This is a genomic window from Streptomyces sp. 2A115 (assembly GCF_052245575.1).
Lineage (GTDB): Bacteria > Actinomycetota > Actinomycetes > Streptomycetales > Streptomycetaceae > Streptomyces.
In genome coordinates this window covers 54278-70299 of sequence record NZ_JBQQCG010000047.1, presented here as the reverse complement: position 1 = coordinate 70299, position 16022 = coordinate 54278, and the positions used below count along the sequence as shown (strand labels likewise).

Sequence of the window (16022 nt, the reverse complement as noted above, 5' to 3'; positions counted from 1 at the left end):
GAGAGCGCTTCAACCAGCATCGTCCGCCAGACGGAGAGGTGGGAAGCCGACGACAGGGCCTACGCGACCGGCTCGCGCAGTCGCGCGGCCGATCGGGCCAGCCGCGCGGCACCCACGACGGGCAGGCACCAGGACAACAGGAGCGCGGTTATCAGCGCGGCTGCGCTCAGGCCACCGAACGGCAGGGAGAACGCGGCGCCGAGGACGGGAACAGTGACCATCGGGCCCAGCAGAAGCAGCGTCGTCCGCCGCTTCTCGCGGCGCACCCACTGAGCGGACTTCCACAGTTGCACGAGACCCGCAGCCAAGGTGGCCAGGACAAGGACCGCGCCCACCGCCGGGACGAGGGAGAGCGGCAACGGCAGGACAATGAGGGCCAGTGTGAGGTACGTGCGTGTCGGGCTGTCCGGCTCGGAGTCTGTGCGGCTGCCGGTTTCCTCCGCGAGAGCGGCGTCCGCGATCGCTTGAGGTTCTCCGAGCTGGTCCAGGACTCGGCGCACGGCTTCGTCGTTCGATGTGCCGGAGCCGGTCAGGGTCACCCCGATGTGCTCGCTGAGATCTGCCAGCAGTTCCTGGCGCCTGTCGTCGGGAAGGGCTCTGGTCCGCTGGTCGACCTCCGTCAGGAAGGCTCGAACCAGGGGATCGCGTCGATCAGGTGCTTGTAGGGGTCGACCACCGACGGCCGCGGAGGGAGCGGCTTGCGTGGAGTCGGCCATGGGGAGGTGAGAGCCTCACGGATCAGCCGTCGGTGGACCCCGTAGCGGCGGGAGAGTTCATGGATCGACAACTTTTCCGTACGCGAGTCCCGGCGGATCGCTGCGAAGAGCTCGACCTTGGATCTCGGGCCGTCCATCCGGGCGCGCCCTGCCTCTCGGAAGCACATCGATGCTCCCACCGCAAGGCCTTCCCTGGGGCCACTTCTGACGAACACTCATACCCCGATCAAGCCCCAGGGGCCACAGGACTCGTTCCGATGGGGCCAGAGAAGTCATTCATAGCCAGCAGCAGCCGGTACGTGCCTGCGACGGCTCCCATGACTTCTTTACGGACCATCAGATGCTCGCAGTGGTCGTCCATGAGGGCGACGTTCGAGACTGGCCGTGGGTGTGGCGAGTGAGGCGCCCATCTCGTCGGCGAAGACCTCACGGCGGAGGCCGCTCGTACGTCGAGCTCGTCGCTCGCGAGGGAGACCGTGTAGCGAGGAGGGGCGGTACGGGGGACTAATGCAAGCGATGTCGACGCGGTCATGCTTCTTTCTTCTTGCTGCTCCGAACGGGATCGTCCGGTCTCTCCCGGGCGGGCCCCCGGGACTGCCGCTGCCGCTGGGCGGCCTCGATTTCGCGGGCTTCAGGCCCGATGCGGTCAGGACCGCACGGCGAAGCCGTGTTGCACACCGAGCTTGGTGAGGGTGGTCTTTCCCGGGATGCCGTCGGCCTGGGCTCCGGTGTATCCGTATCGTCGCTGCAGGGCGGCGTAAGCCTCGACGGTGGCGGTACCGAAGGAGCCGTCGGCCCGCTGCGCCGGGAGGAATCCCTCGGCGACAAGTGCCTTCTCCACGAGCAGTACGTCCGCCTTGTGTGTCGTACCGCCCTGGGGGAGAGCCGGGTCGCGGCGGGCGGCTGCGACCACATTGCTCAGGTCGACCGTCGGCCTTGAGCCTGAGCCGGGGTTCGAACCGGTGGCCGGAGCCGCCTTGAAGAGGGCGGACTGGTCGACGTTCCCCGGGTCCCAGTGGTCATTACCGGGGATGTTGGCGTGGCCGTAGTGGCCACCTTTGTTCAGCCACACGGAGCGGGAGCGGTTGTCCGCGTCGCCGGCCGAGGTCGCCAGTCGGCCCGCCGGCCAGGTGTCCGGGACGTGCCAGGAGCGGATGGCACGCATCAAAGCCCTGAAGTTGGGGCCCGGCTTCCAGTACCCGGTGAAGGGCTTCGAGGCCCGGGCGAGCACTTCGATCTGTACACAGGCCTTTCCGACCCGGTTCGTCCGCGCTTTGCCGTCGTTCCGCAGAGCGCGGGCGCTCTGGTCGAGCGGACCGAACTGGCCCAGCCGGTCGGTGGTCGGGTCGTACAGCAGGTGGGGCTCGGCACTGTTGCGGATCAGGTGCGCTGCGACGGCGCGGTACGCCTCGTCACCGGCGCCACTCTCCGTGGTGTGCCAGACGGCGCGCGCGGGCGCCAGCAGGAGGTCCATGGTCCCGCCTATGGCGCCGTCTCCCAGACGCTCCGCTTCCTTGATCCAGATCTCGCTCACGCAGAATTCCCTCACTCGTCCATGCCGGTCACTGGAGGCCGACAGGAACGAGCGTCGGGGCTGCGGGTACTCACTTCCCAGCCCGCACTGCTGCTCACTTCTGACCATCGAACATCGAGCGAGCGTCACGACGGAGTCCCTGAGCATGCCTGAGCGCTCCGGCTGGGAAGTGCTGGAGTTGCGAGCTGCAGCAGGTTGCCGGCACTTGGCCTTTTTTTGGCGTGCTTGAGTGAACCGATGCACGGACACGACCGTTGCGGGGTGTGTCGGGCCCCTGCCCGAAAGCGGACTCTGGCGTCCCACCCCCGACGAGTCGGAGCCCGCACCCCTGTGCCGTGGGCCTGCCCGGCGAGCGCCGGTGCAGGAGCATGAACTCCATGAAGATCATCACCGTGGCCGCGTTGGAGAAGGACTCGCCACGGCGCCGGGCACCGCACCCTGCCCGAAGTTCTCGACTGTCGGGGAAACGACCTTCCACAACCTGAACGAGTTCGAGATCCCCGCCGCCACCTTCTCGGACGGCTTCATCCGTTCCTGCAACACCACGTTCATCGAGTTCGCGGACGACGTCGCCGCGGACACCCTGTCCCGGGAGGCACGCGAGGTCTTCGGCGTGGGCGTCGAGTGGCACAGTGGCGTGGCCACCTTCGACGGCAGTGTCCCCGAGGCGACCGGGGCCGAGAGGGCCGCGTCGATGATCGGGCAGGGCCAGGTGCAGATGAACCCTCTGAACATGGCCTCGGTCGCCGCGACCGCCGCGACCGGGAGGTTCCGGCAGCCGAACCTGGTGTCGCCGGACCTGGACGACCGCTCCATTGCCGAGGCACAGCGCTCTTTGCCGGGCGACGTCGCGCGGCAACTGCGTGACATGTTGCGCAAGACCGCGACGGAAGGAACGGCGGCCAAGGCCCTGCAGGGGCTGCGGGGCGACGTCGGAGCGAAGACGGGCTCGGCCGAGGCCGCGGGGGACGCCGTGTCCAACAGCTGGTTCACCGGCTACCGCGACGACATCGCCGCGGCGGCCGTCGTGGAGCAGGGCGGCCACGGAGGCGACGCCGCAGGGCCAGTCGTGCGGGACATACTCGAATCCGGGAAGTGACTCGATACGGAAGAACGACCGCACTGACGAACCATGGAGGTCACCCAGGGGGACCGGCAGGCCCGGATGGGCCCGGGCGAGCTGGTGGTCCACGAAACCCGCCACCCTTTCAGTCTCGACCGGGTCACCGGATGGAACCGCTGGAAGAAGGGCGTCGACGCGCACACCAGTGGGCCTGGTCCGGGCGGCAGCCCAGCAGCATGGGCCGGTACGCAGGGCCGGGCCGTGCGGCCCTGCGCGCGGATCTTTCGGCGAGCAGATGTCGCTGCAGGCCGTTACACCCGGGAGCGGAGGGACGCTCCTGCGACGCGTGCCACCACCGAGGGGCGGAAGAGCAACGTCGGGGGCTTCGCGAGGTGGGCCACGGAGGCGAATCCCTTGGCGACCGCGGGAGAGACCTGCGCGGCCCTTGCGACACCGCGCACGTAGCGGTTGACCAGGTCGGTTCCGCGTGGCTTGGGGCCGCGGGTCTGGGGGAACGCGAAGTCTCCGCCGGCCGCCAGAGCCCAGGGAACCTCGACCGCCTTGGCCGCAGCGTCGTAATAGGCGGCGGCAGTCCGCGCCCCGCTGTGTCCGTGCCGGTCAATGGTGCTGCCCAGGGCGAGTGCCTGGAGAGCGGCGCTGGTCATTCCCTGCCCGTAGACGGGGTTGAACGTGCACAGCGCGTCCCCGACCGTGACGAGGCCGACGGGAAGGCCCGGCAGCCGCAGCCGCTCGAAATGCCGTCGTCGGCTTGCCGGGAAGCGATGGAGGGAGATGTCACCCATCGGCTCGGCACGGGCCACCAACTCCGCGATCGACGGATCGGGCAGGTTCTTGGCGAAGTGGAGGAACGAAGCGTCGTCGTCGGGCAGTTCGTCCACGTGCAGTCGGTGCAGGCTGATGAGCCAGCGGTCGCCTTCCACGGGTACGGCATTGCCTCCCTGCGGACTTCCAGGAGGCGAGGCAAGGACGTAAGCGGCTGCTGCCCCACCCACGCGCTCGCCGGGGAGCCGTCTGAACATCCGGCTGGAGTAACCCGCGCCGATCTTCACCTGTGACACCTCGGGCCCGGGAGCTCCCAGGCCCGCCAACCACCTGTCGGAACGCGCGGACGGGCCTGTGCAGTCGGCGACCAGGTCCGCGGCGAGTGTCTCGCCGTCGGCGAACCGCACCCCGGTCACCTGGTGTGCGTCGCCGGACAGGCCGACCGCCGCACTGTTCTGACGTACAGTCACATTTGCGAGGGCCAGGACGCGTTGTCGCAGCGACCACTCGAGAAACGGCCGAGTGACACTGAGGAAGTGGCACCCGGAGACGACTTGACGAAAGGGGCTGCCGTACTGGAACACCCTCGAGTCGCCAAGGTGGTCCAGGCGGGCCCCGCCGGCTGCGACGACTTCCGCTGTGACGCCGGGGAACAGCTGATCCATGGCTCGCTGACCGGTCTCCAGGAGGCCGTGGGCGTGCCGTCCCTGGGGCACCGCCGACCGGAACTCCGGCCCGGTGGGGAGGACATCCCGGTCGACAACCAGTACGTGGTCGAATCTGTCCGCCAGTACGCGTGCGGTGCAGAGCCCCGCAACGCTCGCGCCGATCACTACTGCTTGCCGCTGCTCACTCACTGTCAAAGCCTTCCTGCCGTCGTGACCGTGAAGCCGCAGAGTCGCACCGGGAGCTTGCTCTTTCCCTGCCGTTCTGTTGCCGTGCGAAGCACGCCACACATCGGGCACGGCGAAAGCGCAGACGGTGAACCGTGCGGGCGAAGAGCCCGTTGTACGGATCGTCAGTGGCTCCCGCGCACGCCGGCCCCCATTGGCCCTCCGGACCTGACAGCCCCCGCCAGGGACGCGGAGGACGCGAACGGCTGTCACCGCACAACCCCCGTGCGGTGACAGCCGCGAGCGGCGCGGATGCCGCGAGCAACCGTGCCCGGTGGCGCGTTGTGCAGGATCCGTACCGAACAGCCCGCTCCCGGGGAGGAAACGATGACCGGAGCCGCCGTGCTGGCCCGATGTGCCGAGATCGCCACCGGCGCACGACTGCCTGTTGCCATCCGCGCGTGGGACGGCAGCACGGCCAGCCCGGCGGACGGCCCGGCCTTCGTCCTACACAGCCCGCAAGCCTTGCGGCGGCTGCTGTGGCGGCCCGGACAGCTCGGACTCGCCCGCGCATGGGTGACCGGTGAACTCGACGTCGACGGCGACCTGTATGAGGCGCTGGACCGGATCTCGCGAATGCTGTGGGAGCGGGCAGGCGGCGACGACGGCGCGGTGCGGCGATCAGCCACCACTACGACGTGGGCAACGACTTCTACCGTCTGGTCCTGGGCCCCAGTCTTGTGTACTCGTGTGCCTATTGGCAGGGCGGCCCGGAAGAAGGGGCCACCCTGGAGGAGGCGCAGGTGGCCAAGCTCGAGCTGATCTGCAGGAAGCTCGGCCTGCGTGCGGGGGAGCGGATGCTCGATGTCGGCTGTGGCTGGGGCTCGCTCGCCCTGCACGCCGCCCGGCATCATGGCGTCCATGTCGTGGGCGTGACGATCTCAGCAGAGCAGGCCGTCCTGGCCCGCGAACGCGTTGTGCTCGCCGGGCTGGCAGATTAGGTCGAGATCCGTGTGCAGGACTACCGGGAGATGTCCGACGGCCCGTACGACGCCATCTCCTCCGTCGGAATGGCAGAGCACGTGGGAACCCAGGGATACCGCGGGTACGCCTCGATCCTGTACGGACTCCTCAAACCCGAGGGGCGTCTGCTCAACCATTAGATCGGCCGCCGTCCCATCCGCGGCGAGAAGGCGTACCGGATGAACTCCTTCATCGACCGATACGTCTTCCCCGACGGCGAGTTGGCGCCCGTGGGCTCGACCGTGGCGTTGCTGGAGGAGGCCGGATTCGAGGTGCGTGACGTGGAGGCTCTGCGCGAGCACTACGCGCTGACACTGCGCGCCTGGGTCACCAACCTGGAGCGGCACTGGGCGGAGGCGGTACGGCTCACCTCCCCCGAGCGGGCCCGGATATGGCGGCTGTACATGGCTGCCTCGGCGCTCGGCTTCGAGCGGAACACGATGGGAGTGAACCAGGTCCTCGCCGTCCGGACCGCCGCGGACGGGGCCTCGGGCATGCCATTGCTCAGAGGTGTGGGCCGTTGGGCGGAGCCGGCCGTGGAACGGTGACCCGGCACGGCACCACGGGTTGCGCGGAAAGCGGTGCGCGCCCAGCCGGGGATGGTGTGCCGGGGCGGTGCCATCCGCCGCCGTCGGCCGTCTGCGACCTGTCAGAAGGGTCCTGGGCCCAACCCTCGCCCATCCCTAGCCCAGGGCGCGCACGTGCCGGGTCACGGCGGGCCAGTCACCGCGGCGGATCTCCAGACAGAGCTCCTGCAACGGGTGGTCTGTCGCCCAAGGTAAGCGGCGGCGAGGGCATGGTGGTATTTGGCCGTGGTCAGGTCGTTGCGCAGTGACTCCACCACGTCCAGGAGTTGCTGCCGCATCGCCTCACGCGTTCCGGTGATGTCCCCCCGGAGACAAGTTGGAGGAGGGGGTTGGCGGCCAGCACGTCTTCGTGGTTCCAGGCGCGGAACAATTCGCGTACGACTTCGTCCCACTGGTTGCCCGTCAGTTCCCCGCCGACCGGGCCGCCGCCATCCGGAGCGGTGAGAGAGGCAGCCGTGGCGGCCTTGGCACCGGGCCCGAACAGTACGCGCCGGGACAGCGTTTCCAGCCAGGCATCGACGGGCACGGCCTGCCAGTCCTTGACGAAGACCGTGTGGGACCGCCCGTCAGGTGTCCGGCCGGCATCGATGGTCTCGTGGCCGAGGAAGGACATCTCCTTCTCCCAGAACTCCCGGTCGGACAGCACCCGTCCGGACCAGGCGATACGGTCCGTGCGCAGCCAGTCGGCGAGCACGGTGAGCCGCATCAGATCGAATGTGGGGCTCGGCCGCTCACCTCCTTCGGCCTGGACCAGAAAGCGGGCCAGGCGCAGAACTCCACCCGTCGGCGCGGACATGTCCCCGCCGTAGTGGTCCATGAGCACGGCCACCACCGGATCGGCAGTGGCGTCCTGAGCGGTGAACCTGTCGCACTCGAGATGGGCGAGGAACCCGAGCAGGGGGCCCGTCGCGGAGCTCCGGTAGAGCTTGAAGGCCTGCGGCCGACGGTCGAGCCAGTACTCCAGGCCGTGCAGCGGTTCTCCGCCCCGCACCTGCTTGGCCATCTCCACCACCACCGACCAGTCCTGCAGAGGGTAAGGCGTCTCGTACACCTCTCCGTTGCCCCGCCACGAGCGGTAGGCCATTTTGAATGGTCCGTGGTGCATCAGGTAATTCGCCGCGCGGGCGGCCATCAGCACCGAAGGGCCCGAGGCGCGCCGGACTTGCTCGACGGCGTATTCACGTACCCTGCGGTGCATCTTCTGGTAGCCGGCGAAGTCTCGCCAGCGCAGATCCGCGTCGAGCGCTTCACGCACCACGTCGTGCGGGAAGACGCCGCCAGGCCCGGATTCGACGAATGGCAGACCGCGCAGCCAGTCGAAGAGTTCCGCGGCGTGTTCGTCGCCGAAGACGTTCCGCAACAGGTCTTCGGTGGTCGTCATGGCGTGGGCACACACTTCCAGGGCGTGCCGATGCAAAGAGGAGGGAGTGCTGCCGACGAGGCGCCGCAGCAGCGTCTCGACGATGTTCGGAGTCGGAGACCAGTCCAGCGACGACGACATGCGCCGGGCTACGACGGCGGCCGTGAGGCTCAAGGCCAGCGGATAGCGCCCTGCGAAGGCGGTCACCGATGCGTGGAGCCCCGGCGGCACTCCGCGCGCTCGGATCAGAGCGAGCGCGTCATCGTCCGTCAGGTCGCCCGGCGGCAGCACATGCAACGTCTCGTCCCACGCGGGGTCGATGTACCAGTCGGTGGAGGGCGCCTCCCTGCCCGCCACCACAACGAGCCCCTGGCAGCGTTCGAAGGTGTCGATCAGCAGGACGGATCCTTCGGGCACCCTCCCGACCACCGCCTGGAACGACTCTGGTGAAAGTTCGGTCGTCCTGCCGTCGACTTCGACGACGTGGCGCCCGCTGTCCACGGCCTCGTCGGCGAAGGGCCGGAGCAGGGTGCTCTTGCCGATGCCGCCCGGACCGTGGATGTAAAGCACCGCCGCCTGGCTCCCGTCCCCGATGGTGGTGCGGTAGAGAGCCAGTTCCTCTCGCCGACCGACGAAGACCCGCTTTCTGCTCCTGGCGAGATGGCTGCCGAAACGCCGATGCCGTTCGCCGTCGACAGATCCGGCAAATGTGGCGAGCGTATCGCTCATGAGATCCCCCTGACCTCTGTCGTCCCCTGTTCCGACCGGCCGGTACCGGGTTGCGACCCGCCCCTCCGGCCGGTGAAAGTTCGCGACCACACTGGGCGCAACCGCTGAGTGGACACCTCGTCACATCGGTGCCGGACGGTTCAGCCCAGAACTACGGTGAAACCGGCCAAACGGTTCGAGCACACCCCTAAGCATTCAATGGCCGCGCCCGCGCCCCCGTCCCATGAGCACATGGCCTGTCGGCGTGAGCCGCCGGGGACCGGCCGCCGGCCCCCGCTGTCATCATGAAGAGGCGATCCTGCGCGGAGGTAGGAATGACGGACGGTACACCCAGCGCTTTGGCGGCGCGGCTTGTGGCGGCGGAGGAAAGAGCGTTTGTCGGCCGTGAGACGGAGCTCGACTGCTTCGCCGCGATGCTTCGCGGGGAGCCCGACTCGCCGGCCGTGCTCTTCTTGTACGGGATGGGCGGGGTGGGGAAGACAACCCTGCTGCGGCGCCTCGCGACCGGGGCACGGGAGGCCGGACGCGTGACGGTGCAGATCGAGGGCAGGCACGTCGATCCCTCGCCCAGAGGCTTCGAGCAGGCCGCTTCGGGAGTGCTCGGCAACGTCAAGAGTGTTCTGCTGGTCGATTCCTACGAATACTGCCAGGGCCTTGAGGGCTGGTTGCGGGACCAGTTTCTGCGTGGGCTGCATGAGACGGCGGTGGTCGTGATCGCAGGCCGTCAGCCGCCCAGCATGCGATGGACACGTGTCATCGCCTGGTCGGACGCGCTGGCGGTCTCAGAACGAAGAGCAGTTGCGCCACTTGGTGCTCGAGACTCTGCAAAACCTGCAGCACGACCCTCGTCAGACCAAGCCTTGTCAGGCCCTTAAGGCCACGTACGCGAACCGCCATCGAACTCAGGAGGCTGCGGCGGGTCTCCTGGGCATCCCGTTCAGTACCTACCGGCGGCATCTGACGCAAGGAATCGATCGTGTCGTGGAAATGCTCTGGCAGCAGGAGTTGACGCTGTCGGCCCGAGCGGACGCGCTTCCTTAGCGGGCTGTCGGCAGTACCGAGTGATGCCGTTCGTGAACGGGGCGGACCAGCGGAGCAGGGCGCCCGTTCCGCGGTGCGTTCACGAGTCCGGCCGTCCCAGACGCGTCAGCTGCCGGGATTGTGCCACCAGGCGGTCAGTCGAATCCCATACCTCGGCGTCTTCCTCCATGAAGTCATTGTCGACAAGAGTGGTCGAGTGCCTCAGCCTCAGCCAGCCTGGCGCAGGCAACGCCCTGATGTGAGTGGTGAGTTCCAGCGTCGGTGCCCAGCCGGGGATTCCGAGATCCAGGCTGACCGGCGGAAGACAGTCGACGGCGAGGAGGAGCATCAGGGGGTCCGGCGCACGGTCGTCCGGCAAGCGCAGCCAGCCCTGCATCGTTGCTTGCCCTGAGGGCGCCCCGAGAGCCCACCCGACACACTCGGGGGCAAGGCGCAAGTCGACGCGATCGAGAAATGGTGCTTCCTTGAGGAGGGACGGTGGGGCCATTTCGCTCCCCACGCACTTCTCGGGCGGCGGCATGTTCGGAGGAGCCGAGAATGCCCATGCCGGCTTGGCGGTGGTCTTTCCGGCGAGATCGGCGAAGGTGGCCACCACCCGCACACGCTCGTGATCACCCTGCTTGATGGAGGCCATGCCGCTCGAGACGGTGCGCCCCTGGCGCAGAGTCTCGGTGCGCACGGTCGCCGGGCCGGGGAGCGACCTGGACAGGAAATGGGCGCTGACGGAAACGGGATCACCGTGGCCTGATGCTTTCCCCAGGTCCTCCGAAAGGGCGCGGCCGGCCAAGGCCATCAGCAGCCCGCCAAGAATGCTGGTGCCGAAGCGCCAGCCATCCCCCAGATCGGCGCGATACCCAGATGGGTCTTCGGTTCGAGAGAGGGAGATGGCCTGATCGAATTCTGCTGTGTGGTTCATGCGTCGCTTTCGCATCGTTCGAGGAGGATGAGGGCGGCCCCTTGGCCGCCGTCGCACTGCGTCAGGCCGCGAGGCCGACACCCGGCGATGGAGGACTACGAGGGGCTGTGCAGTTCGGTTCACCCGGGAGAGGAACGCGCCGGGGATCAGGTGACCGATGCTGTGAAGTGCTGTTCCCATGGGCCGGCCCCGTCTGAACCGGGGTGTGGTCCTGGTCGTTGCTGGTGGCGGGGAGCGCCGCCGGCCGCGGGTGATGTCCCTTGTTCTGTCCGTCTGTGGCGGACGCCCGATCAGCCAAGTCTCATTCCGAGTTGGGGGACCAGTGCGCAGCACTATGCAGGACGCAGGGCTTCAGATCCGTGGTCTTCTGGAGCACGGATCGCGTGTTTTCGCGACCAGTACGATCGTGACGGCGACAGCGGAGGGGCACTCGACGGCCACCTTCGCGAAGGCCGGTCGTAACGCCGCCCGGTTGGCCCATGCCCTGCGGGCTCTTGGGGTGGCGGAGGGGGACCGGGTGGCCACCTTCATGTGGAACAACCAACAGCACGTGGAGGCGTACTTCGCCGTGCCGGCGATGGGAGCGGTGATTCACCCGCTGAACATCCGGCTCTTCCCCCAGCAGGTCGTGCACATCGCCAACCACGCCGAGGACCAGGTCGTCATCGTCGACGACTCACTGCTGCCCGCCTTCCTGCCCATGTTGTCGGGGCTTTCGTCCGTGCGGTGTGTCATCGTCAACGGGTCTGCTGACCTGTCCGCCGTGCGGGCTCAAGGGGTCGAGGCCTACTCCTATGACATGTTGCTTCGGGGTCAGCCGGACAGCTACCCATGGCCGGACGTGGACGAAAGGTCCGCGGCGGCCATGTGTTACACCTCGGGGACGACGGGTGATCCCAAGGGAGTTGTGTACAGTCACCGGTCGATCTACCTGCACTCCATCGCGGCCACCCTGCCCGATGCCATCGCGTTGTCGCGCCGGGACCTGGCTTTGGCCGTGGTGCCGCAGTTCCATGTGCTGGCCTGGAGTCTGCCCTACGCCGCGTTTCTGACCGGTGCTTCGCTGGCCATGCCGGACCGCTTCCTCGCGCCGGAACCGCTGGCCGCGTTCATCGCCGCCGTCCGTCCGACCAAGGGCTTGGGTGTGCCTACGGTGTGGGGCAATCTGCTGCGCTTTGTGGAAGCTCATCCGGAGATCGACATCTCGTCGATGAAGGAGATCGGGTCCGGTGGAGCGGCGACACCGGAGTCCATGACCCGTGCGTACGCCGAGCGGCACGGGATCACGCTGATGCAGGGGTGGGGCATGACCGAGACGTCGCCGCTTGGTACGTTCGCCCGCCCGTTGGCGGGTGCCGGGGCTGAGGGGGCGTCTGCTCACCGTGCCGGCCAGGGCCGCTTCTGCGCCGGAGTGGAGGCCAGGCTGATCGACCCGCACGACGAGGTACTGCCGTGGGACGACATCTCGGTGGGTGAGTTGCAGGTCCGTGGCCCGTGGGTGACCGGCTCCTACTACGGTGAGGACGCCGGGACGCAGGCCGACAGGTTCAGCGACGGCTGGCTGAGGACGGGAGACGTGGGACGGATTTCCCCGGACGGCTGGCTGACCCTGACCGACCGTATGAAGGACGTCATCAAGTCCGGGGGCGAGTGGATATCTTCGGTCGAGTTGGAGAACCACCTCGCCGGCCATCCCGCGGTTGTGGAGGCATGTGTCATCGGTGTGCCCGATGACCGGTGGGGCGAACGGCCCCTGGCCTGCGTGGTCCTGGCGGGGGACCCGGTCGATGCGTCCGAGCTGAAGGGCTTCCTGGGTGACCGGATCGCACGCTGGCAGTTGCCTGAACGCTGGGTGTTCCTTCCGGCCATCGCGATGACCACGACGGGAAAGTACGACAAGAGGGCGCTGCGCGAGCAGTACGCCCAGGAAGCCCTGAAGGTCGTCATGGCGTGAAACCGTCACTGCGGTGAGCAGGCACGGACGCGTCGGCCGGGCCCGTGGCATTCACGCGAGCAGTCGCGTCACCACACTCCCGTCCGGACGCAGCGCAGCAGCGTTGCATCCGGGCGGGTTCTCCGTGCCCGGAAATGGCGGATTCCCGTGCGGACGGTTTCTGCTGCTGTGCTGAAGTCACCGGCCGGGGCGGGCCCGGGGGGCTGGGGCGGCGGCCTGCGGCCGCCGGCCGGAATACGGTGCCCCCGTTCGCCCACACCGCCGGTCGTGCCGGTAACGGCCGCATTCCGCGCGGGGTTTGGCGCTGTGCCTCGCCGGCGGCGGGTTGGCCGACCGGGTTTTCCGGCGGGGCTCTGCGGAAAGTCATCCGGACCCCGGGCATGGGACCGCGGTGCCGGCCGCGGAGCGGTTCCAGGGACACCGAGCAGTAGTGGGCAGACGAGCGGTCTTCAGAGTGGGCAGTCTTCTGCGGCAGCGTGAGCGGCAGGCGTCACGTGAGACAGGAGCACCGCAGATGACCACGATCTGTCCGGGGAGGCAGGGAAGTACCGCGGCAAGCGGTCCCCAGCAGCGGGTAGTTGGCCGACAGACGTCCGAGCAGGGGACATCCGCGCACACCCGATCGTCCGGCACTTGGTCCTTCGGTGTGCTGGGCGCGTTGGAGGTCAGCGGAACAGCGGGCCCGGTGGAGCTCGGGCCGCCGCAGCGGCGGGTTCTTCTTCTGCGCCTGCTCGCTGCGGACGGCCGGCCGGTATCGGTCGAGCGGCTCTGCGAAGATCTGTGGGACGGCCGGCCGCCGCGCGCGGCAGTGTCCTCCTTGCGTGCCCACGTCAGCAGGCTCCGTTCCGCGCTCGGGGATTCCCGGGAATCAGGGACCGGCCTGCTGACCTACACCTCGGGGGGCTATGCGCTGCGCGTCGCGCGTGAGCAGCGAGACGCAGGGCTGTTCGAGGACGCCGTGCAGAACGCCCATGGGCTTGCGAGGGAGAAGCAGTGGGCTCAGGCACGTGCGGAGGCGGAGAGGGCCCTGTCTCTGTGGCGCGGCAGGCCCTATGCGGACGCGGCCGGAAAGCTCTTCGCGCAGCGTGAGACGAACCGCCTCTCGGAGCTTCGATGGTCCGCCCGGGAGCTTCAGGCCGGTCTGCTGCTGGAAGACGGGGACGTGATGCGGTCCATCGCGGTCGCCGAGGAGATCGTGGGCAGGAATCCGCTGCGTGAGGCTTCCTGGGCGGTACTGCTCCGTGGCCTGTATCTGGCGGGGCGTGCGGGTGAGGCGCTGCGTCGTTTCGATGCCGTCCGCCGCCTTCTGGCAGAGGATCTGGGCACGGATCCGGGGCCCGCGCTGCAACGGGTTCACATGTCGATCCTCCGGCATGACACCGCTGCGTTGCATCCCGCTGTGCGGACGAGCGTCCGCGTCGCCCCTGCCCCCGACGTGAGCCGCCGGGCTCCCTCCCCTGGGCGGGTACGGCTGGCAGGACGCGAGGCCGAACTGTCCCGGCTGAGCGAGCTGCTGTCCGTGGCACGTGCCGGCAGTACCCGGTGGGCGGTGGTGTCGGGCGGAGTGGGTACCGGCAAGACCCGTCTGCTGGAGGTGCTCGGAGCCGAGGCGGAACAGCGCGGCTTCACCGTGCGCTGGTTCCGCCACCCGAAGGAGGCCCAGGCCGTCCGCCCGGCCGGGGGAACCGTGGGCACGCGGTTCCTGGGGGGCACTGGCGCGCACGAGGGCGAGCGCGGGAACCTGCTCGGGAGCGAACACGGCAGGCCGCACGCGAGCGGACTCGAGGACAACCGCCCTGTGCTCTGCCTGATCGACGATGTCCAGGGTGCCACCCCGGTGGTGATGAACGAACTGGCCACCTGTGCGGCGCTGGTTCGGGATAGGCCGTTGCTGGTCGTGTGCGCCGCGAATCCCGGCGACGAACCCGGCACCGAGGAACTGCTCGCGGCTCTCGCACGGTGCGGCGCGGAACGCTTCGAACTCCAACCACTGACCCTTGAGGACATCGCCGGCCTCCTTCGGTCGGACGGAGATTCCGGTGCAAGTGCCGCCGGTGCCGGTGCGGCCGTAGATGGTCCGCAGTCGGAAGCGGCCGCGCTGCATCGGCTGACTGGTGGCAACGCGTTCTTCGTCGCCGAACTTCTGCGCCTGCCCGCCGGCCGTCGGACGGGTCCGCATCTGACGATCCCGGGCGCCGTGGCGTCCGTCATCCGGGCCCGGCTGAGGGCCCTTGCTCCACAGGTGCGGCAGGTGCTGGAGGCCGCTGCCGTCGCCGGGGACGAGCTGGATGTGCCGGTACTGGCGGTGATGGGCTCGCTTTCGAGGCAGGCCGTACTCTCCGGCCTGGACGTGGCCGCGGAGTCCGGTCTTGTGGTGTGGTCAGCGAGCAGGACGCCACGGGCACCTGGGGCGTACCGCTTCTCCTGCGGGCTGGTCCGTGAGGTGCTGAGGGCGGGCCTGAGCCGAGCGCGCAGCTGTGAGCTGCACGCGGCGGCGTACCAGGAACTGGCTGCCCGGCCCGGCAGCAGTGTCGAATCGGTCGCTGAACATGCCGTCGCTGCGGGCACACTGGTCGATGAACATGAGCTGTCCCACGTTGCCTTGAGGGCCGGATACGCGTGCCTCCAGCGGAACGACGTGGACAAGGCGGGTGAGTGCCGGACCGTGCTCTCGAGGGTCACGCGGGCGCGGAACGGGAGCGGGGGAGCGGAGCGATGCCGGGAGTGGCCCTCGGGGCGGGGCCGGGCAGCACTGCTACCGGACGGACGAACGTGGTCCACCTGCCGGTGCGGCGTGCCTGAGCGCCCGGCCTCCGACGCTTCTCCGTCACCGCACATCGGTGTCACGCCGCCCTCGGGCGCCCCGGGCAGGTCGCTGGAGGAGGCAGTGGGGGCAGCCGTCCCGGTCGCCTTCGCATCTCGCCCTGGAACTGTGGGGGAGCTGGACATCTGGGGTTACCCGGAGGGGGCGGACGCCACGAGTTCTGTACGGGCCTGTCCCGGCGAGGGGCCGAGGCCCCGCCCCGGTCGGCCGTGCACCGCGTGGCTGCCCCACGGCCGCGTGCTCGTCCGGCAGCGGCTGGTTCGCTGTGGACGGCGCTGGCGGAACCGAGCTGGTCTCCAACACCTCGGTCGTATCCGGCGGTTCCGGCGGCTCCACTTTCGCTACCCGGCTGGCAGGACCCGTCCTTGGGACAGCGGCCGAAAGCGTTCTGAAAGGGATCAGCGCTCGCTTCGGAGCAGACCGATCCCAACCGGGTGACCGACCATCGCAACCAGTGAGCACGATGAGCGGCCGAATCGAACCTGTTGCCGGTTCTGTCCGTTGAGTAGAACGGCAGGCCGGTTTCCGGGGGCGGGCGAGCCGCCGAGATGGAGAGTACGTCGGCGGGTACCGCCGGAACACGCCTTCGCTCACGCGGAATGCCGGGCGGATGCGCTTCGCCACCACCTGCAGTGACCACTTCTCGAAAGGTCTCCGAT

The 16022-nt window shown here is 68.7% G+C and carries 10 protein-coding genes and 1 pseudogene; 5 read left to right on the top strand and 6 right to left on the bottom strand.

The features are described from left to right. Positions 1–59 precede the first annotated feature (59 nt). The 3 genes from ACTWQR_RS33385 to ACTWQR_RS33375 form a co-directional block, all read right to left on the bottom strand. Positions 60–716 carry an HAAS signaling domain-containing protein gene (locus ACTWQR_RS33385; RefSeq protein ID WP_443230937.1) on the bottom strand — a complete coding sequence of 219 codons (657 nt, stop codon included), beginning with the start codon at positions 714–716 and terminating at the stop codon, positions 60–62. Beyond that, entirely contained in the window at positions 620–853 is a 234-nt protein-coding gene (locus tag ACTWQR_RS33380; RefSeq protein WP_443230953.1) for a hypothetical protein, read from the bottom strand. The genes ACTWQR_RS33385 and ACTWQR_RS33380 overlap by 97 nt, the downstream gene beginning before the upstream one ends. A 509-nt stretch (positions 854–1362) precedes the next feature. After that, positions 1363–2250: a peptidoglycan-binding domain-containing protein gene (locus ACTWQR_RS33375; RefSeq protein WP_443230936.1), complete on the bottom strand. Its 888-nt coding sequence runs from the start codon at positions 2248–2250 to the stop codon at positions 1363–1365. A gap of 358 nt (positions 2251–2608) precedes the next feature. Between ACTWQR_RS33375 and ACTWQR_RS33370 the strand changes: the two genes are divergently transcribed. Then, entirely contained in the window at positions 2609–3349 is a 741-nt protein-coding gene (locus ACTWQR_RS33370) for a penicillin-binding transpeptidase domain-containing protein (RefSeq protein ID WP_443230935.1), read from the top strand. 275 nt (positions 3350–3624) lie between these two features. Here the strand turns inward: ACTWQR_RS33370 and ACTWQR_RS33365 are convergent, their stop codons facing one another. After that, entirely contained in the window at positions 3625–4953 is a 1329-nt protein-coding gene (locus ACTWQR_RS33365) for an FAD-dependent oxidoreductase (RefSeq protein WP_443230934.1), read from the bottom strand. A 363-nt stretch (positions 4954–5316) separates the two neighbouring features. Between ACTWQR_RS33365 and ACTWQR_RS33360 the strand changes: the two are divergent. Then, positions 5317–6500: pseudogene (locus ACTWQR_RS33360) on the top strand (class I SAM-dependent methyltransferase). 268 nt (positions 6501–6768) lie between these two features. Here the strand turns inward: ACTWQR_RS33360 and ACTWQR_RS33355 are convergent. Further along, positions 6769–8628, bottom strand: coding sequence for an ATP-binding protein (locus ACTWQR_RS33355; RefSeq protein ID WP_443230933.1), 1860 nt, complete (start codon positions 8626–8628; stop codon positions 6769–6771). A gap of 284 nt (positions 8629–8912) precedes the next feature. Between ACTWQR_RS33355 and ACTWQR_RS33350 the strand changes: the two genes are divergently transcribed. Continuing rightward, entirely contained in the window at positions 8913–9503 is a 591-nt protein-coding gene (locus ACTWQR_RS33350; RefSeq protein WP_443230932.1) for an ATP-binding protein, read from the top strand. Between the two features lie 245 nt (positions 9504–9748). Here the strand turns inward: ACTWQR_RS33350 and ACTWQR_RS33345 are convergent, their stop codons facing one another. Further along, positions 9749–10585, bottom strand: a complete 837-nt coding sequence (locus tag ACTWQR_RS33345) for a thioesterase family protein (RefSeq protein WP_443230931.1) — start codon at positions 10583–10585, stop codon at positions 9749–9751. Between the two features lie 253 nt (positions 10586–10838). On the opposite strand from ACTWQR_RS33345, the gene ACTWQR_RS33340 reads away from it, so the two are divergent. Together ACTWQR_RS33340 and ACTWQR_RS33335 are read left to right on the top strand one after the other, a co-directional pair. Continuing rightward, entirely contained in the window at positions 10839–12539 is a 1701-nt protein-coding gene (locus ACTWQR_RS33340; protein WP_443230949.1) for a long-chain fatty acid--CoA ligase, read from the top strand. 514 nt (positions 12540–13053) lie between these two features. Next, complete coding sequence (locus ACTWQR_RS33335) at positions 13054–15801, top strand: BTAD domain-containing putative transcriptional regulator (RefSeq protein ID WP_443230930.1); 2748 nt, start codon at positions 13054–13056, stop codon at positions 15799–15801. Positions 15802–16022: the final 221 nt, after the last annotated feature.